We start from the raw sequence: 22239 nt of genomic DNA on the forward strand, positions 1-22239 counted from the left end.
TGGGGGCGATGGGCGGTAGGCGGAGTGCGGGGAGCGCGCGTTCCCGCTCAACCGCCCCCCGTGGGGGACAAAGAGCAGCTCGTGCGCCGTCGGCCTTGACATGCAGGCAATTGCCTGCATAACGTTGAGTGTGCAATCAGGGAGTGACTCCGGGATGGACAAGGTCTTCAAGGCGCTGGCCGACGAGACGCGCAGACGACTGCTGGACCGGCTGCACGAGCAGAGCGGTCAGACGCTGGGCGAGCTGTGCGGGCACATCGCCATGACCCGCCAGTCGGTGACCCAGCATCTGGGCGTCCTGGAGGACGCCAACCTGGTCAGCACGGTGCGGCGGGGGAGGGAGAAGCTGCACTACCTCAATCCGGTCCCGCTCCACGAGATCCAGGAGCGGTGGATCGACAAGTTCGAGCGCCCGCGTCTGAGCGCGCTCAGCGCCGTGAAACGACGAGCCGAGGAAGCCACCATGAGCGACAAGCCCGCATTCGTCTACGTCACCTACATCCAGAGCACGCCCGACCAGGTCTGGGAGGCGCTCACCGACGCGGACCTGACCGCCGCCTACTGGGGCCACCGCAACGTCTCGGACTGGCAGCAGGGCTCACGCTGGGAGCACGTCCGCACGGACGGATCCGGCATCGCCGATGTCGTCGGCACCGTCGTCGAGAGCGAGCGCCCGACCCGCCTGGTCACCACCTGGGTCGATCCCGAGAACGAGGGACAGGAGGACAAGTACTCCCGGGTCACCTTCGACGTCACGCCGCACGAGGACATCGTCCGCCTCACCGTCACCCACGAGGACCTCTGGGACGAGGGCGCGCTGGCCGACGTCTCCGGCGGCTGGCCGGCGGTGCTGTCGAACCTCAAGTCGCTGCTGGAGACGGGCAGTCCACTGCCGCAGCAGCCCTGGTCGGTTCCCGGTCACTGAGGGACGGCGGAGCAGGGAAGGGCCGGTCCGCGCGGTGTGCAGACCGGCCCTCGTGTCGTCCTTTCCCGGCGTGGTCCTACGGCTTGGGGGTGCTCCTGGCCGCCGTCATGGCGCACATCAGCCCCAGGATCACGGCGAGCGCACCGATGATGATGTTGTTGAGGATGACCCCGGCGTCCGGGCTGTCACCGACGACCCAGGGCGCGACGATCATCCAGATGCCCACCGCGCAGAACGCCCAGCTGAGGCCGTACATGCGCTCGGGAGCCCGGGTGAATCCGAGGGCCAGCAGGCCGATCGCGATGCCGACGATCAGGTTGTGCGTGACGAGCGCCGGCTGGCTCGTCGTGTAGTGGAGTATCCACGGGGATACGGCGCAGTACAGACCGAGAAGGAACACCGGTCCGTCCACGAGCGCCACATCGCGACCGCCGAGCATACGGGCGTACCGCTCCCGCATTTCGGACGCATCGGGATGGGTGGTTATGTCACCTCTGGTGGGCGAGACGTTGGCCATGACTCGTCTCCTTTGACTCGCAGGCCTGACCGCGTCTGGTGCGGTATGCGGGTAAGCGCCGCGTACGTACATTCTGCGCTTATTTCATCTTTATGTGTAGAGGTGGCGGGGTTCCGTGCGGCTGAAGGGCGCCCGCGGGACCGTCGTCGGTCGAGCCCCCGCGCACGCCTGAACCGGGCAAGGCCGTCCGAGAGGTCGACGACCGGGTCCGGGTAGTCGATGGCGGTACGGCCTGGGCGCCGGAGCCGCCAGGGCCGGCGCACGGCGACGTGACATGTCTCGTGCGATCGAGGGCAGACGAGTCCTACCGGAGTCGTATCGACAAGTCGCTGGTGGAGGTGCTGCCGCTATGGGCGCGAAGGTGTTGGAGCGGTTTCCTGCGGGAGCTCCGCGCGGATCGTGGCCGGCGGAGGAGTACGCGGCCAGGCGCCGCGCCGAGGGTCAGCCCGCGACGGTGATCATGGACCTCAAGTCGGACGCGTTCCTCGTGGTGGTCCCGGTCGACGACGACTGACCGGATACGCCATCACGTCAGCGTTCCGCCCAACTCCCGTGCCCGGCGCACGAACACCTCGTACAGGTCCTGCGCCGCCCGCGGCACCGACTCGGCCCTGCGGCGCTGCAGCATCAGCAGCACCCGTGTCGTGTCGCCGGCGATCGGCCGGTGGGTGATCGTGCCCTGCCGCTCCAGCGGATCCCCGATGACGCTGAAGTCCGGCAGGACCGTCGCCCCGAGTCCCTCGGCGACCATCAGTTTGCCCATCTCGGCGCCGTCGGTGGAGTACGAGAAGGACGGGCCGCGGCCGTGCAGCAGCCGGTGCACGTAGCGGTGCATGACGTAGCCGGAGCGCATCGCGATCACGGGCTGGGCGAGCAGGTCGTCCACCGTCACGGCGGTCAGCGAAGCGAGCGAGCTGTCGGGGCGGACGCACACCACCGGCCGCCCGCGCAGCAGTTCCGTGGACTCGAAGCCGGCGGGCACGTCGTCGCCGTCCAGGTGATTGACCAGCCCCAGGTCGAACCCGCCCTCCGACAGGGCCCGGTGGATCTCCGTCTGCTGCGCGGCGACCACCTCGACCTGCGTGAGCGGATGCGCGGCGCGGAAGTCCCGGACGACCGGAATGAGCAGCGGCACGGTCGCCGCGTTCACCGTGCCCACGCGCACCATGCGGCTGATGCGGTGCTGTTCGCCCGCCGCCGACCGCAACCGGTCCACCGCGTCCAGCACATTGACGATGTGCGGCAGCAGTTCCCGGCCCTCCGCGCTCATCGTCGCCCCGGACCGCTTGCGTTCCAGGAGGTCGACTCCCAGCTCGCGTTCCAGATTCCGCACCGTCTCGCTCAACGCGGGCTGGGAAAGCCGCAGTTCCTCCGCGGCCCGGCGCAGCGATCCGAGCCGGGTCACGGCCGCGATGTATTCCAGTTGTTCTGTCCGCACGACCAGCAGAATGCGTCCGATTTCGCGAGCGGTTCAAGGGTTTCCCTGTCACACGTTCGTGAAATTCAATGGTCCGCGATACGAGACCGGTCGGGTTTTCCTTGACGGTCCTCGACGTCGGCTGCCACGATCTACGACATGAAGATGCGACTGGACCTCACGCGGCGACGCCATGTCGACCTCGCGCGCGTCTCCAGTGCCTCCTGTTGCCCCGCGGCCTGATCCCCTCCCGATCCGCCGCGCACCTCTCCCACGCCACGCCTGTCGTCGTCCTGCAGCCGTGCGCCGTGATGTCACCTGTCCGCCCGAATTCCGAGCGTTGTCGCGCCCGTTGAATTCGGCGTTCCCGAGAGCATTCCGCAACAGGAGTTCCGCATGTCCCGAGCGCCCGTGAAATTCGCCTACTGGGTTCCCAACGTGAGTGGGGGACTCGTCACCAGCAGGATCGAGCAGCGCACCGACTGGGGGTACGAGTACAACCGCGAACTCGCCGTCCTCGCCGAGAACAACGGCTTCGACTACGCCCTCAGCCAGGTCCGCTACATGGCCAGCTACGGCGCCGAGTACCAGCACGAGTCGACCAGTTTCAGCCTCGCCCTCCTCCTCGCCACTCAGCGCCTGAAGGTCATCGCAGCCGTCCACCCCGGCCTGTGGCACCCCGGCGTCCTCGCCAAGCTCGGCGCCACAGCCGACCACCTCTCGAACGGCCGCTTCGCCGTCAACGTCGTATCCGGCTGGTTCAAGGGCGAGTTCACCGCCCTGGGCGAGCCCTGGCTGGAACACGACGAGCGCTACCGCCGCTCCGAGGAGTTCATCCAGGCGCTGCGCCAGATCTGGACCGAGGACCACACCGAACTCGCCGGTGACTTCTACCGGTTGCGCGACTTCTCCCTCAAGCCCAAGCCCCTCAACACCCCCGAACGCCCGCACCCGGAGATCTTCCAGGGCGGCAACTCCACCGCCGCCCGCGCCATGGCCGGCCGGGTCTCCGACTGGTACTTCTCCAACGGCAAGGACTTCGACGGAGTCGTCGAGCAGATCGACGACGTACGGGCAGCGGCGGCCCAAGTCGGCCGCAGCGCACCGAAGTTCGGCCTCAACGGCTTCCTCATCGCCCGCGACACCGAGGCCGAGGCACGCGACACCCTCCGGGAGATCGTCGCGAAGGCCGACACCGAGGCCGTCGAGGGCTTCGGCGCGGCGGTCAAGCAGGCCGGCCAGTCCACCGGCGACAAGAAGGGCATGTGGCAGGACTCCTCCTTCGAGGATCTCGTCCAGTACAACGACGGCTTCCGTACGGGGCTCATCGGCACCCCCGAGCAGATCGCGGAACGCATCGTCGCCTACAAGAAGCTCGGCGTCGACCTCCTTCTCCTCGGCTTCCTGCACTACCACGAGGAGGTCGAGTACTTCGGCAAGCGGGTGCTGCCGCTGGTGCGTGAACTGGAAGCCCAACTCCCGGACTCCGAGGCCGAGTCCGTCCCCGTTCACGCCTGACCGCGCCGCGCCACGAGAGAGGTCGACACGCATGAGCACCGCAACGCCCACCGACTGGCAGACCCGCCCCGCCCCGCAGACCGCCCAGGACTGGATCGCCCGCGCCGCCGAGATCGCGGCCGTCCTCGCCACCGACGCCGCCGAGCGCGACCGCGCCGGAGCCACCCCGTACGCCGAGGTCCAGCTCCTCAAGGACGCCGGCCTCGTCACCCTGCTCGGCCCCACGGAGCACGGCGGCGCGGGCCAGGACTGGCCCACCGCCTACCGCGTCGTCCGCGAGGTCGCCAAGGCCGACGGTTCCATCGGCCAGCTCCTCGGCTACCACTACCTCTGGTTCTGGGCCGCCCGACTGGTCGGCACCCGCGAACAGTGGGAGCAGGTGGAGGCCGAGGCGAGCCGCAACCGCTGGTTCTTCGGCGGAGCGGTCAACCCCCGCGACAAGGACGTGGTCGTCACCGAGGACGGCGACGACCTCGTCTTCACCGGCCGCAAGTCCTTCTCCACCGGCAGCAAGGTCTCCGACGTCACCGTCCTCGAAGGCGTCCTGGAAGGCACCGACCAGCACGTCTTCGCGATCGTGCCGTCCGGCAGCGAGGGCCTGACCTTCCACGACGACTGGGACAACATCGGCCAGCGGCTCACCGAGAGTGGCGGCGTCACCCTCGACGGGGTGCGCACGCCGTGGTCGTCGGCGGCCGGCTACATCGACAAGGTCTTCCAGCCGCGCGTCTACAACACCCTCAACGTCCCCACCATCCAACTGGTCTTCGTCAACTTCTACTTGGGCATTGCGGGCGGAGCCCTGGAGGCGGCCGCCGGCTACACCCGCACCAAGGCGCGGTCCTGGCTGCACGGCGGCTACGAGCGCGCGGTCGACGAGCCGTACGTCATTGACACCTACGGCGACCTCACCGCCAAGCTCTGGGCGGCCGAGGCCCTCGCCGACGCCGTGGCCGCCGAGGGGCAGAAGCTGCACGACGACCCGGACGCGGTCACGCCCGAGACCCGTGGCGCCTTCGAGGTCCGGGTCGCGGCGATCAAGGCCCGTGCCACCGACGTCGCCCTGGAGATCGGAAACCGCATCTTCGAGGTGACCGGCGCTCGTTCCACCGCCACGGCCGAGGGCCTCGACCGCTTCTGGCGCAACGTCCGCACCCACACCCTGCACGACCCCGTCGCCTACAAGCGGCGCGAGGTCGGCCGCTGGGTCCTCGAGGGCGAACTGCCCGAACCCACCTGGTACTCCTGACGCTTCCTTCGGGGCGCCCGCCTGGCGCGGGCGCCCCGCCTCCCTGAAAGAGGACCCATGGCCACCGTCCTGTCCGTCTCCGGCAGCCCCTCCGCCTCCTCCCGCACCAACCGCCTGCTGCGCCACCTGGACAAGAGGCTGATCGCACAGGGCCACGAGGTGATCCCGCTCGACGTGCGCACCATCCCCGCCGAGGCCCTGCTCGGCGCGGACTTCAAGCACCCCGCGATCGTCGAGGCCACCGAGCTCTTCGCGCGGGCCGACGGCGTCGTCGTCGGCACCCCCGTCTACAAGGCGTCGTACTCCGGCGTCCTCAAGGCGTTGCTCGACCTCCTCCCGCAGTACGCGCTGAGCGGCAAGACCGTGCTGCCACTGGCCACCGGCGGCTCCACCGCCCATGTCCTGGCCATCGACTACGCGTTGCGCCCGGTCCTCAGCTCCATGGGAGCCGGCCACATCGTGCAGGGCTGGTTCACCCTCGACAAGGACATCACCGTGCACGAGGACGGCTCCCTGGGCGTCGCGCCGGGAGCCACCGAGGCCCTCACCCAGGTGGTCGACCAGTTCTCGACGGCCCTGGGCCGCACCCCGCTGCTGGCCGCGGCGAGCTGAGCGCGGTGTCCGCCCATGTCATCGCCGACGACGCGGAGGCCCTCGCGGTGGCGGCCGCCCTGGCCGAGGGCTTCCGCGCCGGCGCCTCCGCCCGGGACGCCGAACGCAGGCTTCCGCGCGAGGAGTTGGACCGGCTCTCGGCCTCCGGACTGCTCGCGGTCACCGTCCCCGCCGAACACGGCGGCGCGGACGTCGGCGCGCTGACCCTCGCCGAGATCTTCCGGCTGCTCGCCTCGGCCGACGGCAGCCTCGCCCAGATCCCGCAGAGCCACTTCGCCTACGTCAATGTGATCCGCCGTCAGGGCACCGAGGAGCAACGGAAGTTCTTCTTCGCCGAACTGCTCGCAGGTCGCCGTTTCGGCAACGCCCAGTCCGAGGCGGGCACCAAACACGTCCAGGACATCCGCACCCGCCTGGAACCGCAGCCGGACGGCTCCTACCTCCTCACCGGAGTCAAGCACTACTCCACCGGGGCCCTGTTCGCCGACTGGATCCCCGTGCTGGCCCGCGCCGAGGACGACAAACTGCATGTCGCCTACGTTCCCGCGGGCGCCCCCGGTCTCACGGTGATCGACGACTGGGACGGCCTGGGCCAGCGGACGACGGCCAGCGGCACCGTCCGCCTCGACGGCGTCCCGGTGCCGGGCGACCGAGTGCTGCCGCATCACTTGACCTTCGAGGGGCCACAACTCCACGGCGCCGTGGCCCAGTTGCTGCACGCCGCCATCGACGCGGGGATCGCGGCGGGCGCGCTCGCCGAGGCTGCGGAGTTCGTGCGGACGAAGAGCCGGCCGTGGTTCGAGAGCGGTGTCGAGACGGCCGCCGAGGACCCGCTGCTGATCCAACGCTTCGGTGAACTCGCCCTGCGGACAAGGGCGTCGGAGGCGCTGCTGCGCGAGGCCGCCCGTGCGGTCGACACGGCGCGCGCCGACCTCACCGACGACACGGCGGCCGAGGCGTCCATCGCGGTCGCCGCGGCGAAGGTGCAGGCCGCGCAGACGGCGGTCGAGGTGGCGAGTGCCCTGTTCGAGGTGTCCGGCACCCGGGCCGCGCTCAACTCCCTGAATCTGCACCGGCATTGGCGCGACGCCCGCACGCACACGCTGCACGATCCGGCCCGCTGGAAGATCCAGCACATCGGCCGGTACGTGCTGAACGGCACCCGCCCACCCCGCCACGGCCTCCTCTAGCGACACAGCAACACAGCGATACAGCGACACCTCGGATCGGAGACCCCACGTGTCCCTCACCTTCCACTGGTTCCTCCCCACCAACGGCGACAGCCGCCACGTGGTCGGCGGCGGCCACGGCACCCCGGCCACCGCATCCGGACGGGACCGGCCACCGACGGTGGCCTACCTGAGCCAGATCGCCCGCGCCGCCGAGGACCTGGGCTTCGTGGGGGCGCTCACCCCGACCGGCGCCTGGTGCGAGGACGCCTGGCTGACCACCGCCATGGTCAGCCAGAACACCGAACGCCTGAAGTTCCTGGTCGCCTTCCGTCCCGGCTTCGTCTCGCCGACGCTCGCCGCCCAGATGGCGTCCACCTTCCAGCGGCAGAGCGGTGGAAGGCTGCTCCTCAACGTCGTCACGGGCGGGGAGAGTCACGAGCAGCGGGCGTACGGCGACTTCCTCGACAAGGACGCCCGGTACCGCCGTACCGGCGAATTCCTGCAGATCGTCAGGGAGTTGTGGGAGGGCAAGACCGTCGACCTGCACGGCGAGCACCTCCGGGTCGAGGACGCGAAGCTGGCCCGGGTGCCCGACCCGGTCCCCGAGGTGTACTTCGGCGGGTCCTCGCCCGTAGCCGGTGAGGTCGCCGCCAAGTACGTCGACAGTTACCTCACGTGGGGTGAGCCGCCCGCCCAGGTCGCCGAGAAGATCGCCTGGATCCGGGGGCTCGCGGCCAAGGAGGGGCGCACCTTGCGCTTCGGTATCCGGCTGCACGTCATCACCCGCGACACGTCCGAGCAGGCGTGGGCGGAGGCGAACCGCCTCCTCGACGGCTTCGACCCGCAGACCGTGAAGTCCGTACAGGCCGGACTCGCCCGCAGCGAGTCCGCGGGGCAGCAGCGGATGCTCGCCCTGCACGGCGGCGGCAACCTCCCCCACTCTCGGCTTCGCTCGAGCGGGGGGACCCCCACCGGCCTCGAGATCCACCCCAACCTCTGGGCAGGCATCGGCCTGGTGCGCGGCGGCGCGGGCACCGCCCTGGTCGGAAGCCACGACGAGGTCGCCGAGCGGATCAAGGAGTACCACGCCCTCGGCATCGACGAGTTCGTGCTCTCCGGCTATCCGCACCTGGAGGAGGCGTACTGGTTCGGCGAGGGCGTCCTGCCGCGCCTCGCCGCGCAGGGACTGTGGAAGCACCCGTTCGGCACGCAGGCCGCGTCCTCGGCGCAGGTGCCGTTCGCGAGCTAGGGGCCCGTCACACCTTGCCACCGAAGAAGACCTGCACCTCCCGGATGAGTCCGTCCCGGACGGTGATTGCCTCGACATTGCGGTACCGGCCGCCCGTGGTCAGCTCGTACTCGTAGTAGACGAGTACGAGCTCCTCGTCGGCGGGGGTGACGTGCAGCAGCTGCTGCTCCTTGAACCGGTCCGCGGTCGGGAAACACCGCTCGAAGAAGGCTGCCTTGTCGATGCGATCGTCCCGCGGACTGGTGAAGGAGAAATCATCGGCGTAGAGAGCGAAGGCCGCCTCGCGGTCCTGCGAGCGGTAGTACCGAAACGCCGCTTCGACGACGTCCGTAGGACTGTTGATCATGAGGGCTCCTGGATCTCCGCGAGCGCGTCGAGGTGTGCCCGCCGTACCACCGACGTCTGCCCCTGTACCAGCAGGAACATCCCCTCACGGGCCAACCGCTGGGCAGGATGGCGTACGTCCATGGTGCGGCCGCCCCCGGCCACGACCGCCGCGGTCGTGGCCGCGCGCATGAGGTCGTACGACCGTGTCCTGAGCGCCAATCGCCCCTCGACACGCTCGTGCGGTACGGAATGATCGGCAAGTTCGTACGCCTGCCGCCGCACCTCGTCGAGACGGCCGCGCAGCCCCCGAGCCGTCTTGGCCTCCCCGGCGTCCTCCAGGACGCGCAGCGCGGCGTACGCCACCCCGAAGACGGCCGGGGACGTGTTCGTGCTCCGGGGCAGGTCGACGAGGGCGAACTTCTCCTGCGGGGTACGCAGCACCACGGCCTCCTCGGGCAGCCACAGGCCGCCCAGCTCCAGGGAGACCGTGCGGGCGGCCGTGAGGGCCGCCAGCCGCATCGGCTCCGAGGCGCGCAGTCCCGGCTGCTCGCGCGCGTCGGCGAACGCGAACACGATCTCGTCCGAGTCGGTCACGCCCGCGAGAAGCATCACGTCGTTGAGACCCCAGCCCGTGTACCAGGGCACGGTGCCCTCGAACCGCCAGCCGTCCCGCTCCGCCGTGGCCCGCACGGGGACGCGGGGGAAGGCGCGGACATGGGCGTAGGCGATGCCCGCCAGCAGCTCGCCGGTCGCCAGCGGCCGCAACAGCCGCTCCCGCACGGGGAGTTCGGACTTCGCGAGCAGTCGCACCGGAGTGTGGTGCTGGGTCTGCACGAACCAGGTCGAGCAGCACGCCCCGGCCAGGATCTCCTGGATCTCCCGGGCCACCGAGTCGGGCGCGCCCGCCCCGCCGTACTCCTCGGGTGCACTCACCCCCAGCAGTCCCGACCGCCTGATGGCCTCGATGTGGCTCAGGGGCACGCCCTCCTGGTCGACCCGCGCCGCGTTCGGGGCGAGAAGGTCGTCGGCGAGAGCCTGGGCGGTGGGGACCAACGGGTGCGATGCGGCGGTCATGAAAAAGATTCTCCCGATCTCGTCGTGCGCGGTGTCGATCCGGGGGTGCGCCGTTCGTGTAGGAGGTGAGAGAACGACACGATGCCAAGGAGGACGACATGCAGTACTACCTGCTCAGCGTGGTCACGCCGAGCGACGGAACGCCGCCCGAGCCCGAGGCCATGGCGGAGATCGTCCGCAACCTCGACACCTTCCACGCGGAACTGCGCCAGGCCGGCGCCTGGGTCTTCGCCGGCGGTCTGCACGGCCCCGACACGGCCACCATGCTGCGGCCCGGCGACGGCGACGTGCTGATCACCGACGGGCCGTACGCCGAGGGCAAGGAGTACCTGGGAGGCATCTGCCTGATCAAGGCGGCCGACCTGGACGCCGCCCTGGAATGGGGCAGGAAGGCGGCCCGGGCGACCACGCTGCCCATCGAGGTCCGCCCGTTCGTGCACCAGGCCGAAGCCTGATGCCTGCACCCGTCGACGTCGCGGCCGTCTTCCGGGCGGAGTACGGCCGCGCCGTCGCCGTCCTCGTCCGCTTCCTCGGCGACATCGACCTCGCCGAGGAAGCGGTGCAGGACGCCTTCACCACGGCCGTGCAGCGCTGGCCGGAGACCGGTGTGCCGCCGAGCCCGGCCGGCTGGATCATCACCACCGCGCGCAACCGCGCGATCGACCGGCTGCGCCGCGAGTCCTCCCGCGAGGCCCGCCACGCCGAGGCCGACCTGCTGCGCACCCCCGACGCACCGGCAGAGGAGGGCCCCGTGCGCGACGACCGGCTCCGCCTGATCTTCACCTGCTGCCACCCGGCGCTCGCCCCCCAGGCCCAGGTCGCCCTGACCCTGCGCCTGCTCGGCGGCCTCACCACGCCCCGGATCGCCCGCGCCTTCCTCGTGCCCGAACCGACCATGGCCCAGCGCCTCGTCCGCGCCAAGGCGAAGATCCGCGACGCCCGGATCCCATACCGGGTGCCCCGCGACGCCGACCTGCCGGACCGGCTGAAGGGCGTCCTGGCCGTCGTCTACCTGATCTTCAACGAGGGCTACGCAGGCACCCCCGAGCTGTGCGCGGAGGCCGTACGCCTCGGCCGCCTCCTGTCCGAGCTCATGCCGGACGAGCCCGAGGCCACCGGCCTGCTCGCGCTGATGCTCCTCGTCGACTCGCGCAGCCCCGCACGGCTGGACGAGCACGGCGGACTGGTGCCGCTGCCGCAGCAGGACCGCGACCGCTGGGACCCAGCACTGATCGCCGAAGGCCAGTCACTGGTCCGCCGCTGCCTGCGCCGGGACCGGCCGGGGCCGTACCAGATCCAGGCCGCCATCCAGGCCGTCCACAGCGACGCGCCCACCGCGGCCGCCACCGACTGGAGCCAGATCCGGCAGCTGTACGACCAGCTCATGGCCCTCGCACCGAGCCCGGTCGTGGCCCTGAACCGCGCGGTCGCCGTCGCCGAGACCGAAGGGCCCCGACCGGCCCTGGACCTCGTCGACACGCTCGACCTCAATGGCTACCACGTGTTCCACGCCGTCCGTGCAGACCTGCTGCGCCGCCTGGGTCGCGACACCGAGGCGGTACGGGCGTACGAGGCGGCCATCGCCCGTACGGAGAGCGCGGCGGAGCGTGCCTTCTTGGAGAGGCGGCGGCAGGAGCTCGTCCGCTCGTGACGGGGCGACAGCGGAAAGTAGTCCGACCGGCACCGGAATTTATTTTGGTGTATGAAAGGTTGGCATATACACCCGACCGTCGGGACCGAGACCGCACCCGTGCGCCGCAAGGCCGTAGATCCGCAGCGAGGCATCGTGAACCACCCCGCCCCCGAGCAGCCCGCCGACATCGTGGCCCGGTTGCGCGCCACCTTCCGTACCGGTCGCACCAAGCCCGTCGAGTGGCGCACCACCCAACTGCGCCGACTGCGCGAGCTGCTCACGGAGAAGGGGCCCGACCTGGCCGCGGCCCTCCACGCCGACCTGGGCAAGAGCTCCACCGAGGCCCACCGCACCGAGATCGACTTCACGGTCCGCGAGATCGACCACACCCTCGACCACCTCGCCGACTGGCTGCGCCCCGAACCCGCCCCGGTCCCGGCCCATCTCGGCGCCGACGCGAGCGCCTGGACGCAGTACGACCCCCTCGGCGTCGTCCTCGTCATCGCCCCCTGGAACTACCCCGCCCAGCTCCTGCTCGCCCCGCTGGTCGGCGCACTCGCCGCGGGCAACGCGGTGGTCGTCAAGCCCAGCGAGATGGCCCCCGCCACCTCCGCCGCGATCGCCCGCCTGCTGCCCGCCTACCTCGACACCGACGCGGTCGCCGTCGTCGAGGGCGGCATCCCGGAGACCACGGCCCTGCTGGCCGAGCGCTTCGACCACATCTTCTACACCGGCAACGGCACCGTCGGCCGCATCGTCATGCGCGCCGCCGCCGAGCACCTCACCTCGGTCACCCTCGAACTCGGCGGCAAGTCCCCGGTGTTCGTCGACCGGGACGCCGACCTCGACGTCGTCGCGGACCGGCTGGCGCGCGGCAAGTTCCTCAACGCCGGCCAGACCTGTGTCGCCCCCGACTATGTCCTGACCGACCCGGCCACCGCCGCCGCCCTGGAGCCCGCGTTCACCCGCGCCGTCGAGGCCCTGTTCGGCACCGACCCGTCGGCCTCCGGCGAGTACGGCCGGATCATCAACGAGCGGCACTTCGACCGGCTCGCCGGCCTGCTCGACTCGGGCCGCGTGGTCGTCGGCGGCGGCAGTGACCGTACGACGAAGTACATCGCGCCGACCGTCCTGGCCGACGTCGACCCGAAGTCGCCGGTCATGCGGGAGGAGATCTTCGGCCCGATCCTGCCGGTCGTCACCGTGCCCGACCTGGACGCGGCGATCGACTTCATCAACGACCGCGACAAGCCCCTCGCGCTGTACGTCTTCTCCGAGTCCGACGAGACGCGCGGCCGGATCGCCGCCGAGACCTCCTCGGGCGGCCTCGGCCACGGCCTGCCGCTGGCCCATCTCACTGTCTCCGACCTGCCGTTCGGCGGCGTGGGGGAGAGCGGCATGGGCAGCTACCACGGCCGCTACTCGATCGAGACGTTCAGCCACCGCAAGGCGGTGCTGGAGAAGCCTCTGAGCTGAATGAGGCGAAGTGAATGCCCGGTCGTGCTCGCGGCCGGGCATTTTTCGCACCACAATATCGTCCTCCGCTTATATAAGTGGTAGCTGATACAGTGCTCACATGCACGCTTTCGATGTGCTCGGAGACCCGATACGACGACGGATCCTGGAGCTGCTGGCCGACGGGGAGATGACCTCGGGCGCGGTCTGCGAGGTCATCGGGGAGGAGTTCGGGATCTCGCAGCCCGGGGTGTCGCAGCATCTGAAGGTGCTGCGGGAGAACGGGTTCGCGACCGTGCGCCCCGAAGGAACCCGGCGGCTGTACGCGGTCAATGCCGAACCGTTGCAGGACATCGACGCCTGGCTCGACCGCTTCCGCCGCTTCTGGACCCCGCACCTGGACGCGCTGGTCACCGAACTGGCCCGCGGCAAGCGCGCGCGCCGACTCCGCGACGCCGACGAAACCCCGAGGAGCACCCCATGACCGACGTGACCCATGACATCAGCGACGTACGCCGGCAGGTCGGCACGCGCACCTTCAAAGCGGGCGAGGCACGTGTGGTGACCGTGACCAGGTCCTACGACGCCCCGCTCGACGACGTGTGGGACGCGTGCACGAACCCCGAGCGCATTCCCCGCTGGCTCCTCCCGGTGTCGGGGGAACTGCGGCTGGGTGGCCGCTATCAGCTGGAGGGCAACGCCGGTGGCGTGGTCGAGCGCTGCGAGCCACCCACGAGCTTCTCCGCGACATGGGAGTACGGCGGCGAGACCAGCTGGATCGAGCTCAACCTGACGGCCGAGGAGGGCGGCACACGCTTCGAGTTGCAGCACATCGCCCACGTCGACGACACGAAGTGGGCGGAGTTCGGCCCGGGCGCGGTCGGCGTCGGATGGGACCTGATGGTCAGGGGGCTATCCCTGCACCTCGCCAGCGGCGCCGCCGTCGACGCGAAGAAGTTCATGGCCTGGATGGGCTCGGACGAGGGCCGACGGTTCATGACATCCAGCAGCGAGGCCTGGTACGCGGCGAACGTCGCGGGTGGCGAGGACGAGAAGACGGCGCGCGAAGCGGCGGACCGGACCACGGCCGCGTACACGGCAGCGGACGAAGGTGAGGGCCCCGGCCAGGGCGACGCGGGCTAGCACGGGACATCCGGCTGCCGCAGGCGATCCCACCAGTCACGGGACACTCGGCTGTTCGCAGGTCATCCCGCAGATCATCCAGCTGGTCACAAGACATCCGGTACGGGCGGGACTTCGGTCCCGGAGGCGCCCGGCGCGCAGTGCGCGCCGGGCGCCTCTGTGCAACTTCCCGTTCGGGAACGTCGATTGACTGGTCTACACCCTTGACTGGTACAGACCAACGCGGTTGAGTGTGGCTCCACACCCCCCACCACGGCCGCCCCCACGCCGTGGCCGGTATCACCGGCGCGTGCGCTCAAGGTCGGGCGCCGGCCCGACCTTGTCCGGGTGCGGCCGTGCTCCGCAAAGGAGTTGATCCCCTGATGAGGCGCCGCATCACCGCAGCCCTGTCCTCACTCGCTCTCGGTGGCGCCGTCCTGGCGCTCCAGCCGGCCCCCACCGCATCCGCCGCCGGATTCGTCGTCAGCGAGGCGCAGTTCAACCAGATGTTCCCGAGCCGGAACTCCTTCTACACCTACAGCGGTCTCACCGACGCGCTCAACGCGTACCCCGGCTTCGCCAACACCGGCAGCGACACCGTCAAGAAGCAGGAGGCCGCGGCCTTCCTCGCCAACGTCAACCACGAAACCGGCGGTCTGGTCTACGTCGTCGAGCAGAACACCGCCAACTACCCCACGTACTGCGACTGGAGCCAGTCCTACGGCTGTCCGGCCGGCCAGGCCGCCTACTACGGACGCGGCCCCATCCAGCTGTCCTGGAACTTCAACTACAAGGCCGCCGGCGACGCCCTCGGCATCGACCTCCTCAACAATCCCAACCTGGTCCAGAACGACGCCTCCGTCGCCTGGAAAACCGGCCTGTGGTACTGGAACACCCAGTCCGGCCCCGGCACCATGACCCCCCACAACGCCATGGTCAACAGCGCCGGCTTCGGCCAGACCATCCGCTCCATCAACGGCTCCCTCGAATGCGACGGCAAAAACCCCGCCCAGGTACAGAGCCGCGTCGACGCCTACCAGCGCTTCAGCCAGATCCTCGGAGTGTCACCGGGCGACAACCTCTACTGCTGAAGGCCCCAGACAGCGGGGCGCGGGCGCAGGGTGTCATGCACCTGATCATCCGGGACGTGACGCGGACGAAGGTCACCACCCTGCGCACCCCCCACGCCCCGCTCGCCACGACCGCGGCTCTGACCACCGCGGTCGTGGCACCCCCGGCCAACGCGACGCCAGTTGTGCGAGACTCCGCCGATGACCTCCGAAACGATCACCGCGGACGCCGCGGGCACGTGGAAACTCGCCGATCTGACCGTCAACCGCATCGGCTTCGGAGCGATGCGACTGACGGGCAGCGCCGCTTTCCATCTCGGGACGCCGAGCGACCGCGAGCGCTCGATCACCGTGCTCCACAAGGCGATCGACCTCGGCGTCAACCACATCGACACGGCCGCCTTCTACTTCTCGCAGCTGCGCTCCGCCAACGAACTCATCAACAGCGCCCTGGCCCCGTACCCGGACGACCTCCTCATCGCCACCAAGGTCGGCCCCTACCGCGACTACCACGGTGAGTGGGGCACCTCGGCCCGCCCCGACCAGCTGCGCGGGCACGTCGAGGAGAACCTGCGCCAACTCGGCCGGGATCACCTGGACCTGGTCTATCTGCGCCGTATGCGCCAGGACTCCGTGGCCGAGCACTTCGGCGCGCTGGCCGAGCTGCGCGAGGCGGGCCTGATCCGCCACCTGGGCCTCTCCGACGTGGAGCCCCAGCACCTCGCCGAGGCGCAGGCGATCGCGCCGGTGGTGGCCGTGGAGAACCGCTACGGTCTGGACTCCCACAACCCGGCCACGGACGAACTCCTGCGTCTCTGCGGCGAGCAGGGCATAGCCTTCGTGCCGTTCTACGCAGTGGCGGGACAGAGGGGGCCGCAGGCCGCGGCCGTCACCGACGGCGAAGAGGTGCTCGCCGTCGCCCGCGCCCACGACGCGAGCCCCACCCAGATCCGGATCGCCTGGACGCTGCACCAGGGCCCGCACGTCCTCGCCATCCCCGGCACCGGCAACCCCGACCACCTCGCCGAGAACGTGGCCGCCGGCGCGCTCCGTCTCACGGACGACGAGCTGACCCGGCTCAACGCGCTGCATCGGGCGGCGGATTGACGATCCGGGTACGGCGGGGGCGGCCGCCTCAGACCGCCCACACGCCGTCCCGCATCACATGCCGCCCGCGCAGCTCGTGCTCACCGTGCCACGCCTGCACCGCGCGCGGCCGCACCCGGAAGAACGCGTACGCCGCGCTGATCCTGATGGGATCCCACCCGGTCTTCGCGACGAACGCGGCGGCCGCCGCGGCCGGCAGGTCCCGGCCCTCCTGCCCGTCGAAGCACTCCACGTCCCCGTCGACGAGCACCACGTCCTGCGTGTCCCCGAACGCCAGCCGGGTGCGCCCGCCGTCGCGCAGATTGCGGCCCGTGGGATTGGTGACCCGGGTGGACATCCAGACGGACTCCCCGTCCCAGACGAACCACAGCGCGACCAGACACGGCAGCCCGTCACCGTCGGCGGTGGCGACCCAGATGTCCAACTCCCGTTCCAGTCGGGCCAGTACGTCGCGCTTGCGCTGCGCAGGACTGCGGGGCGGCTCGGTGATCTTCATGACGGGGACGCTACCGGCCCGTCGGTGATCGCACCTCGGGCCGCGGCCCTAGGCCTCCCGGCCTCCTCCGTCAGTTGCCGTGCCCGACGTTTTACGTATAACCTCTCCCGTCAATCGCCCCCTCCGAAAGGCCACGATGAGACGCATCGCCCTGGTCACCCTCGTCGTCGACGACTACGACGAGGCGATCCGCTTCTACACCGAGGCCCTCGGATTCCGGCTCGTCGAGGACACGCCTCGCCCGGACGGCTCCCGCTGGGTCGTCGTCGAGCCGGGCACCGGGGCGCAGGCCACCGGGCTGCTGCTCGCCAGGGCCAAGGACGAGGCGCAGCGCGGCCGGGTCGGGGACCAGACCGGCGGGCGCGTCGGCTTCTTCCTGCACACCGACGACTTCGCCCGCGACCACGCCCGCATGCTCGCCGCCGGCGTGATCTTCCTGGAGGAGCCGCGCCACGAGCCGTACGGCTCGGTCGCCGTCTTCCAGGACCTGTACGGAAACCGCTGGGACCTGCTCCAGCCCGCGACCGACTGAGAGCCGGTGGCAGACCCCGCCCGGGCGCGCGTCGTCCGGCCGGGGCCCCACCACCCGCTCTCCGCCACCACCCCGCCCCACCTGCCGAGGAAACACCGCCATGACCGCGCCCCGCATCGACATCGACACCCTCCGCCGCCTGCCCAAGGCCGTCCTGCACGACCACCTCGACGGCGGCCTGCGCCCCGCCACCGTGGTGGAGCTCGCGGACGCGGTCGGCCACACCCTGCCCACCACCGACCCGGACGAGCTGGCCGCCTGGTACTTCGAGGCCGCCAACTCCGGTGACCTGGTGCGCTACATAGCCACCTTCGAGCACACCCTCGCCGTGATGCAGACCCGCGAGGGCCTGCTGCGCACCGCCGAGGAGTACGTCCTCGACCTGGCCGCCGACGGTGTCGTCTACGCCGAGGTGCGCTACGCCCCCGAGCTGAACACCAACGGCGGGCTGACCCTCGCCGAGGTCGTCGAGACCGTCCAGGAAGGTCTTGCGGCGGGCATGGCCAAGGCGGCGGCCGCCGGCACCCCGGTCCGCGTCGGCACCCTACTGTGCGGCATGCGGATGTTCGACCGCGTCCGGGAGGCCGCCGACCTGGCCGTCGCCTTCCGCGACGCCGGTGTCGTCGGCTTCGACATCGCCGGCGCCGAGGACGGCTTCCCGCCCGCCGACCACCTCGACGCCTTCGAGCACCTGCGCCGCGAGAGCGTCCCGTTCACCATCCACGCCGGTGAGGCGCACGGCCTGCCCAGCATCCACCAGGCCCTTCAGATGTGCGGCGCCCAGCGCATCGGCCACGGCGTGCGCATCACCGAGGACATCGTGGACGGCAAACTCGGCCGTCTCGCGGGCTGGGTCCGGGACCGCCGTATCGCCCTGGAGATGTGCCCGACGTCCAACCTCCAGACGGGCGCGGCCACTTCGATCGCCGAGCACCCGATCACGGCCCTGAAGGACCTCGGCTTCCGCGTCACCCTCAACACCGACAACCGCCTGGTCTCGGGCACCACCATGACCCGCGAGATGTCCCTGCTGGTGGAGCAGGCGGGCTGGACGGTCGAGGACCTGCGCACCGTCACGGTGAACGCCCTGAAGAGCGCGTTCATCCCGTTCGACGAGCGCAAGGCCCTCATCGAGGACGTCGTCCTGCCGGGCTACGAAGCAGCGCTCTGAAGCAGCCCCCGTACATAGCCGGCCTGTCCGACGTGCTGCAGATCGTCGGACAGGACGCTGATGAGCCGCACGCCCAGCGTGACCGGCGGATCCCAGCGTTCGTCGACGACGCGCTCGAAGTCCTTCGCGGCCAGCGCGCGCAGAGCTTCGAGGCTCTGCGCGTGTACGGCGTCGTAGTAGCCCGTCAGAAGGTCGCCGGAGTCGACCCGCACCTTGGCGACCTTGGCGGGGCTGTGCCCGTATCCGGTGTCGCGGCGCGGCAGGTCAAGACCGAAGCGCTTCTCCCAGTCCTGGGTGAGCCACACCTGATCGAGCCCGAAGGCGTCGGCGACGTGGTCGTCCTGGACGCGGGTGAGGTGCCAGACCAGCCAGGCGATGGAGTTGGCCTCGTCGGAGGGGCGGGCGCCGAGGGCGTCCGGGTCGAGGCCCTCGACCACGGCGTGGACTTCTTCCTGGATGCGGTTGTACGCGTCGATGAGGATGTCCTTGGCATGCATGCATCCACCATCGCGCATCACGGACCGTCGTGCGTGCCCTGTTCCAGAAGCGCCATCAGCGCGCGGGCCGCCGGGCTGGTCGCCTGCGGCGGCGGCAGCAGGGCCACGGTCTCGTAGACCGTCTCGCCGGTGCCCTTCACGGGCAGGGCGGTGAGCGTTTCCCGCTTGTGCCGGAAGTGCCGGGGCACGACGGCGACGCCGAGGTTCTCGTCCACCAGGTCGAGGAGGCTGTGCACGTCGTTCACCTCCAGCGCGACGGTGCGCCGTACGCCCGCTGCGGCGAAGGCCGTGTCCGTGGTGCGGCGCGGACCCCAGTCCGGGTGGAAGTCGACGAACACCTCACCGCCGAGGTCGTCCGGCGTGACGGCCGCGCCGCCGGTCGCCAGCCGGTGGGTGGGGTGGCACAGCACCGTCATCGGCTCGGCGGTCAGCGAGACCGAGCGCAGCTGGTCGGTGTCCGCCTGCGTCCGGTAGGCGAAGGCCAGGTCGAGGCGCCCGGCCGCGACCTCCTCCGCCAGCGCGCCCGAGCCCGTCTGCCGCAGCCGTATCTCCACATCCGGATGAAGGCGGCGGAACGCGGCCAGCAGCCCCGCCACATGCACCCCCGCGATGCACTGCTCGGTGCCCAGCGCGAGCGTGCCGCGCAGCACGCCCTGCACGGCGGCGACAGCCTCGTGCGCGGACCGCACCTGCGCGAGGATCCGCTCCGCCTCGCCCAGCAGCGCCCGCCCGGCCTCCGTGAGCGTGACCCGGCGGGTCGTCCGTACGAACAGGGGGGTCTGCAACTCCCGCTCCAGCGCCCGGATCGAGGCCGACAGGCCCGACTGGGACACCATCAGCCGTTCCGCGGCCCGGGTGAAGTGCTGGTCCTCGGCGACCGCGACGAAATGCTGAAGATGGCGTAGTTCCACGATTGAGAAGACTATCCGCTGAGTTCCATCGGATTCTCCTGTTGGACCACTGCCCGCAGGTCGCGAAAGATGGGGTACCGGTTTCCTCAACCGTCATTCGTGTGCCAACCCCTCTGGAGTCGCGTTGTACACCGCACACCCCGACCGCTACGCGGACCTGCCCTACCGGCGCACCGGACGCAGCGGCCTCAAGCTCCCCGCGATCTCGCTCGGCCTGTGGCACAACTTCGGTCCCGACCGTGCGGTCGAGACCCAGCGGGCCATCCTGCGCCGCGCCTTCGACCTCGGCGTCACGCACTTCGACCTGGCCAACAACTACGGCCCGCCGCCCGGCGCCGCCGAGTCCGCGCTCGGTGGGTTCCTGAAGTCGGACTTCGCGCGCTACCGCGACGAGCTGGTGATCTCCACCAAGGCCGGCTACCTGATGTGGCCCGGCCCGTACGGCGAGTGGGGCTCCCGCAAGTACCTGCTGTCCTCGCTGGACCAGAGCCTGACCCGCATGGGCCTGGACTACGTCGACATCTTCTACTCGCACCGCCCCGACCCGGAGACTCCGCTCGAGGAGACGATGGGCGCCCTGCACTCGGCGGTCCAGCAGGGCAAGGCGCTGTACGTCGGCATCTCCAACTACTCGGCAGAGCAGACCCGCGAGGCCGCCCGCATCCTCGGCGAGCTGGGCACCCCGCTGCTGATCCACCAGCCGCGCTACTCGATGCTCGACCGCCGCCCCGAGGACGGGGGCCTGCTCGACGCCCTCGACGAGCTGCAGGTCGGCTCCATCGTCTTCTCCCCGCTGGAGCAGGGCCTGCTCTCCTCCCGCTACCTGGACGGCATCCCGGAGGGTTCGCGGGCGGCGAGCGACAGCCCCTTCCTGAACTCGGACGCGGTCACCGAGGACCTGGTGGGCCGGCTGCGCGCCCTCGACGAGGTCGCCAAGGGCCGCGGCCAGACCCTGGCCCAGCTGGCGCTGGCCTGGGTGCTGCGCGGCGGCCGGGTGACCTCCGCGCTGGTCGGTGCGAGCAGCGCGCAGCAGATCGAAGACAGTGTCGCGGCCACCCGCAACCTGGACTTCGACGCCGACGAGCTGGCCCGCATCGACGCGATCGTCAAGCCGTAAGCCGCTCGCTGACCTCCCAGAGGCGGGCCGCCGCCTCTGGGTCGACGACGTACGGGAGGACGCCCGGCGTCTCCGCACCCGCGCGCCAGGCGGCCTCGTCCGCCTCGGCCACCAGCGGGCTGACGTCGCAGTTCTCGCAGTAGACCCCGCCCAGTCCGGCCAGTCGGGGGCTGGTGGCGCACCAGACGCTCGTGGCCGCTCCCTGCGGGACGGTCTTGAGCTGGCGGGCGGGGTCGCGTACGGGCCGGCCGTGCTCGTCGAGGACGCCGGCCGCCCGGACCACCTCCGCGGAGACGTGCTTGGCGAGACCGGTGTCGACGATCGTGCCCGGGTGCACGGAGAAGGACCGCACCCCCTCGGCCCGCCCGCGCCGGTCCAGTTCCACGGCGAAGAGCGCGTTGGCCGTCTTCGACTGGCCGTAGGCGGCGAACGGCTCGTAGGGCCGGTGCTCGAAGTGCAGGTCGTCGAAGTCGACGCCGCCGAAGCGGAATCCGCGCGAGGACACGGCCACGACCCGTGCCTCGCCGGCCGCGACCAGCGCGGGCCACAGCCGGTCGACCAGCTGGAAGTGCCCCAGGTGGTTGGTGGCGAACTGCGCCTCGTACCCGCGCGCGTCCCGGGTCAGCGGGGTCGCCATGATCCCAGCGCTGTTGACCTGGATGTGCAGCGGACGGCCGGAGGCCAGGAACTTCTCGGCGAAGGCGTCGATCGACGCTGGGTCCATCAGGTCGAGATACTCGACCTCGGCGCCGGGCACGTCCTTCAGTGCGGCTCGTGCCCGCTCCAGGTCCCGCGCCGGTACGACGACCTCGGCGCCGGCGGAACGCAGCACCCGGGCCGTCTCCAGTCCGATGCCCGAGTAGCCGCCGGTGACGACGGCGACCTTGCCGGTCAGGTCGACCCCCTTGATCACCTCCTCGGCGGTGGACGCGGCGCCGAAGCCGGAGGACAGGGGGCGCTGTGCGGTGGTCATGGTGCGTATCTCCTCAATGTGAGCCGACTCAGCCACCGTAAAGTCGCGGATCCGTACGATGAATACTTGAGAGTTCGCACTACTTGCGTGATAGT

26 protein-coding genes are annotated in these 22239 nt (G+C 70.5%); 18 read left to right on the forward strand and 8 right to left on the reverse strand.

What is annotated here, in order from left to right; genetic code table 11:
- Nucleotides 1–154 precede the first annotated feature (154 nt).
- Entirely contained in the window at nt 155–925 is a 771-nt protein-coding gene (locus OG303_RS46005; protein ID WP_405875998.1) for an ArsR/SmtB family transcription factor, read from the forward strand.
- Between the two features lie 76 nt (nt 926–1001).
- On the opposite strand, the gene OG303_RS46010 is transcribed toward OG303_RS46005, so the two are convergent.
- Nucleotides 1002–1442, reverse strand: coding sequence for an SPW repeat protein (locus tag OG303_RS46010; RefSeq protein WP_405875999.1), 441 nt, complete (start codon nt 1440–1442; stop codon nt 1002–1004).
- Nucleotides 1443–1791: 349 nt separating this feature from the next.
- Here OG303_RS46010 and OG303_RS46015 point away from each other — a divergent pair, with 349 nt between their 5' ends.
- Nucleotides 1792–1956, forward strand: a complete 165-nt coding sequence (locus tag OG303_RS46015; protein WP_405876000.1) for a hypothetical protein — start codon at nt 1792–1794, stop codon at nt 1954–1956.
- Between the two features lie 12 nt (nt 1957–1968).
- Here the strand turns inward: OG303_RS46015 and OG303_RS46020 are convergent, their stop codons facing one another.
- The gene (locus OG303_RS46020; RefSeq protein ID WP_405876001.1) at nt 1969–2880 is read right to left on the reverse strand and encodes a LysR family transcriptional regulator; all 912 of its coding nucleotides are present in this window, start codon (nt 2878–2880) and stop codon (nt 1969–1971) included.
- Nucleotides 2881–3024: 144 nt separating this feature from the next.
- Here OG303_RS46020 and OG303_RS46025 point away from each other — a divergent pair, with 144 nt between their 5' ends.
- From OG303_RS46025 to OG303_RS46050, 6 genes are all read left to right on the forward strand, one after another.
- The gene (locus OG303_RS46025; protein WP_353962852.1) at nt 3025–3102 is read left to right on the forward strand and encodes a putative leader peptide; all 78 of its coding nucleotides are present in this window, start codon (nt 3025–3027) and stop codon (nt 3100–3102) included.
- A gap of 153 nt (nt 3103–3255) precedes the next feature.
- Entirely contained in the window at nt 3256–4377 is a 1122-nt protein-coding gene (sfnG, locus tag OG303_RS46030; protein WP_405876002.1) for a dimethylsulfone monooxygenase SfnG, read from the forward strand.
- Nucleotides 4378–4408: 31 nt separating this feature from the next.
- Nucleotides 4409–5626 (forward strand): acyl-CoA dehydrogenase family protein, encoded by a 1218-nt coding sequence (locus OG303_RS46035; protein WP_405876003.1) that lies wholly within the window; start codon nt 4409–4411, stop codon nt 5624–5626.
- A gap of 57 nt (nt 5627–5683) precedes the next feature.
- On the forward strand, nt 5684–6238 hold the full coding sequence (ssuE, locus tag OG303_RS46040) for an NADPH-dependent FMN reductase (RefSeq protein ID WP_405876004.1): 555 nt from the start codon (nt 5684–5686) through the stop codon (nt 6236–6238).
- Between the two features lie 5 nt (nt 6239–6243).
- Nucleotides 6244–7428, forward strand: a complete 1185-nt coding sequence (locus tag OG303_RS46045) for an SfnB family sulfur acquisition oxidoreductase (RefSeq protein WP_405876005.1) — start codon at nt 6244–6246, stop codon at nt 7426–7428.
- Nucleotides 7429–7477: 49 nt separating this feature from the next.
- Entirely contained in the window at nt 7478–8659 is a 1182-nt protein-coding gene (locus OG303_RS46050; RefSeq protein ID WP_405876006.1) for an LLM class flavin-dependent oxidoreductase, read from the forward strand.
- A gap of 7 nt (nt 8660–8666) precedes the next feature.
- Here OG303_RS46050 and OG303_RS46055 read toward each other — a convergent pair whose 3' ends face one another.
- Both OG303_RS46055 and OG303_RS46060 read right to left on the reverse strand, forming a co-directional pair.
- Nucleotides 8667–9005 carry a nuclear transport factor 2 family protein gene (locus OG303_RS46055; RefSeq protein ID WP_405876007.1) on the reverse strand — a complete coding sequence of 113 codons (339 nt, stop codon included), beginning with the start codon at nt 9003–9005 and terminating at the stop codon, nt 8667–8669.
- Nucleotides 9002–10060, reverse strand: a complete 1059-nt coding sequence (locus OG303_RS46060) for an acyl-CoA dehydrogenase family protein (RefSeq protein WP_405876008.1) — start codon at nt 10058–10060, stop codon at nt 9002–9004. The genes OG303_RS46055 and OG303_RS46060 overlap by 4 nt, the downstream gene beginning before the upstream one ends.
- A gap of 98 nt (nt 10061–10158) precedes the next feature.
- Between OG303_RS46060 and OG303_RS46065 the strand changes: the two genes are divergently transcribed.
- From OG303_RS46065 to OG303_RS46095, 7 genes are all read left to right on the forward strand, one after another.
- Nucleotides 10159–10515 carry a YciI family protein gene (locus tag OG303_RS46065; RefSeq protein ID WP_405876009.1) on the forward strand — a complete coding sequence of 119 codons (357 nt, stop codon included), beginning with the start codon at nt 10159–10161 and terminating at the stop codon, nt 10513–10515.
- Nucleotides 10515–11711, forward strand: a complete 1197-nt coding sequence (locus OG303_RS46070) for an RNA polymerase sigma factor (protein WP_405876010.1) — start codon at nt 10515–10517, stop codon at nt 11709–11711. The genes OG303_RS46065 and OG303_RS46070 overlap by 1 nt, the downstream gene beginning before the upstream one ends.
- Nucleotides 11712–11846: 135 nt before the next feature.
- On the forward strand, nt 11847–13169 hold the full coding sequence (locus tag OG303_RS46075; protein WP_405877800.1) for an aldehyde dehydrogenase family protein: 1323 nt from the start codon (nt 11847–11849) through the stop codon (nt 13167–13169).
- A 100-nt stretch (nt 13170–13269) separates the two neighbouring features.
- Nucleotides 13270–13632 carry an ArsR/SmtB family transcription factor gene (locus tag OG303_RS46080; RefSeq protein ID WP_405876011.1) on the forward strand — a complete coding sequence of 121 codons (363 nt, stop codon included), beginning with the start codon at nt 13270–13272 and terminating at the stop codon, nt 13630–13632.
- Complete coding sequence (locus OG303_RS46085; protein WP_405876012.1) at nt 13629–14291, forward strand: SRPBCC family protein; 663 nt, start codon at nt 13629–13631, stop codon at nt 14289–14291. The genes OG303_RS46080 and OG303_RS46085 overlap by 4 nt, the downstream gene beginning before the upstream one ends.
- Before the next feature lie 362 nt (nt 14292–14653).
- Nucleotides 14654–15361, forward strand: coding sequence for a chitinase (locus OG303_RS46090; protein WP_405876013.1), 708 nt, complete (start codon nt 14654–14656; stop codon nt 15359–15361).
- Between the two features lie 180 nt (nt 15362–15541).
- Nucleotides 15542–16447, forward strand: a complete 906-nt coding sequence (locus OG303_RS46095) for an aldo/keto reductase (protein WP_405876014.1) — start codon at nt 15542–15544, stop codon at nt 16445–16447.
- 28 nt (nt 16448–16475) lie between these two features.
- Here OG303_RS46095 and OG303_RS46100 read toward each other — a convergent pair whose 3' ends face one another.
- On the reverse strand, nt 16476–16943 hold the full coding sequence (locus tag OG303_RS46100) for a pyridoxamine 5'-phosphate oxidase family protein (protein ID WP_405876015.1): 468 nt from the start codon (nt 16941–16943) through the stop codon (nt 16476–16478).
- Between the two features lie 136 nt (nt 16944–17079).
- Here OG303_RS46100 and OG303_RS46105 point away from each other — a divergent pair, with 136 nt between their 5' ends.
- Nucleotides 17080–17475, forward strand: coding sequence for a VOC family protein (locus OG303_RS46105; RefSeq protein ID WP_405876016.1), 396 nt, complete (start codon nt 17080–17082; stop codon nt 17473–17475).
- A 100-nt stretch (nt 17476–17575) separates the two neighbouring features.
- The gene (locus OG303_RS46110; RefSeq protein WP_405876017.1) at nt 17576–18646 is read left to right on the forward strand and encodes an adenosine deaminase; all 1071 of its coding nucleotides are present in this window, start codon (nt 17576–17578) and stop codon (nt 18644–18646) included.
- On the opposite strand, the gene OG303_RS46115 is transcribed toward OG303_RS46110, so the two are convergent.
- Both OG303_RS46115 and OG303_RS46120 read right to left on the reverse strand, forming a co-directional pair.
- Nucleotides 18628–19143, reverse strand: coding sequence for a DinB family protein (locus OG303_RS46115; protein ID WP_405876018.1), 516 nt, complete (start codon nt 19141–19143; stop codon nt 18628–18630). The two genes, OG303_RS46110 and OG303_RS46115, sit on opposite strands and share 19 nt — an antisense overlap.
- Nucleotides 19144–19160: 17 nt before the next feature.
- Nucleotides 19161–20054: a LysR substrate-binding domain-containing protein gene (locus OG303_RS46120; RefSeq protein ID WP_405876019.1), complete on the reverse strand. Its 894-nt coding sequence runs from the start codon at nt 20052–20054 to the stop codon at nt 19161–19163.
- Nucleotides 20055–20178: 124 nt separating this feature from the next.
- Here OG303_RS46120 and mgrA point away from each other — a divergent pair, with 124 nt between their 5' ends.
- Nucleotides 20179–21171 (forward strand): L-glyceraldehyde 3-phosphate reductase, encoded by a 993-nt coding sequence (gene mgrA / locus OG303_RS46125; protein ID WP_405876020.1) that lies wholly within the window; start codon nt 20179–20181, stop codon nt 21169–21171.
- On the opposite strand, the gene OG303_RS46130 is transcribed toward mgrA, so the two are convergent.
- Nucleotides 21161–22144 (reverse strand): oxidoreductase, encoded by a 984-nt coding sequence (locus OG303_RS46130; protein ID WP_405876021.1) that lies wholly within the window; start codon nt 22142–22144, stop codon nt 21161–21163. The two genes, mgrA and OG303_RS46130, sit on opposite strands and share 11 nt — an antisense overlap.
- Nucleotides 22145–22239: the final 95 nt, after the last annotated feature.

The organism is Streptomyces sp. NBC_00005 (assembly GCF_045160215.1).
In the GTDB taxonomy this organism is placed as follows: domain Bacteria; phylum Actinomycetota; class Actinomycetes; order Streptomycetales; family Streptomycetaceae; genus Streptomyces.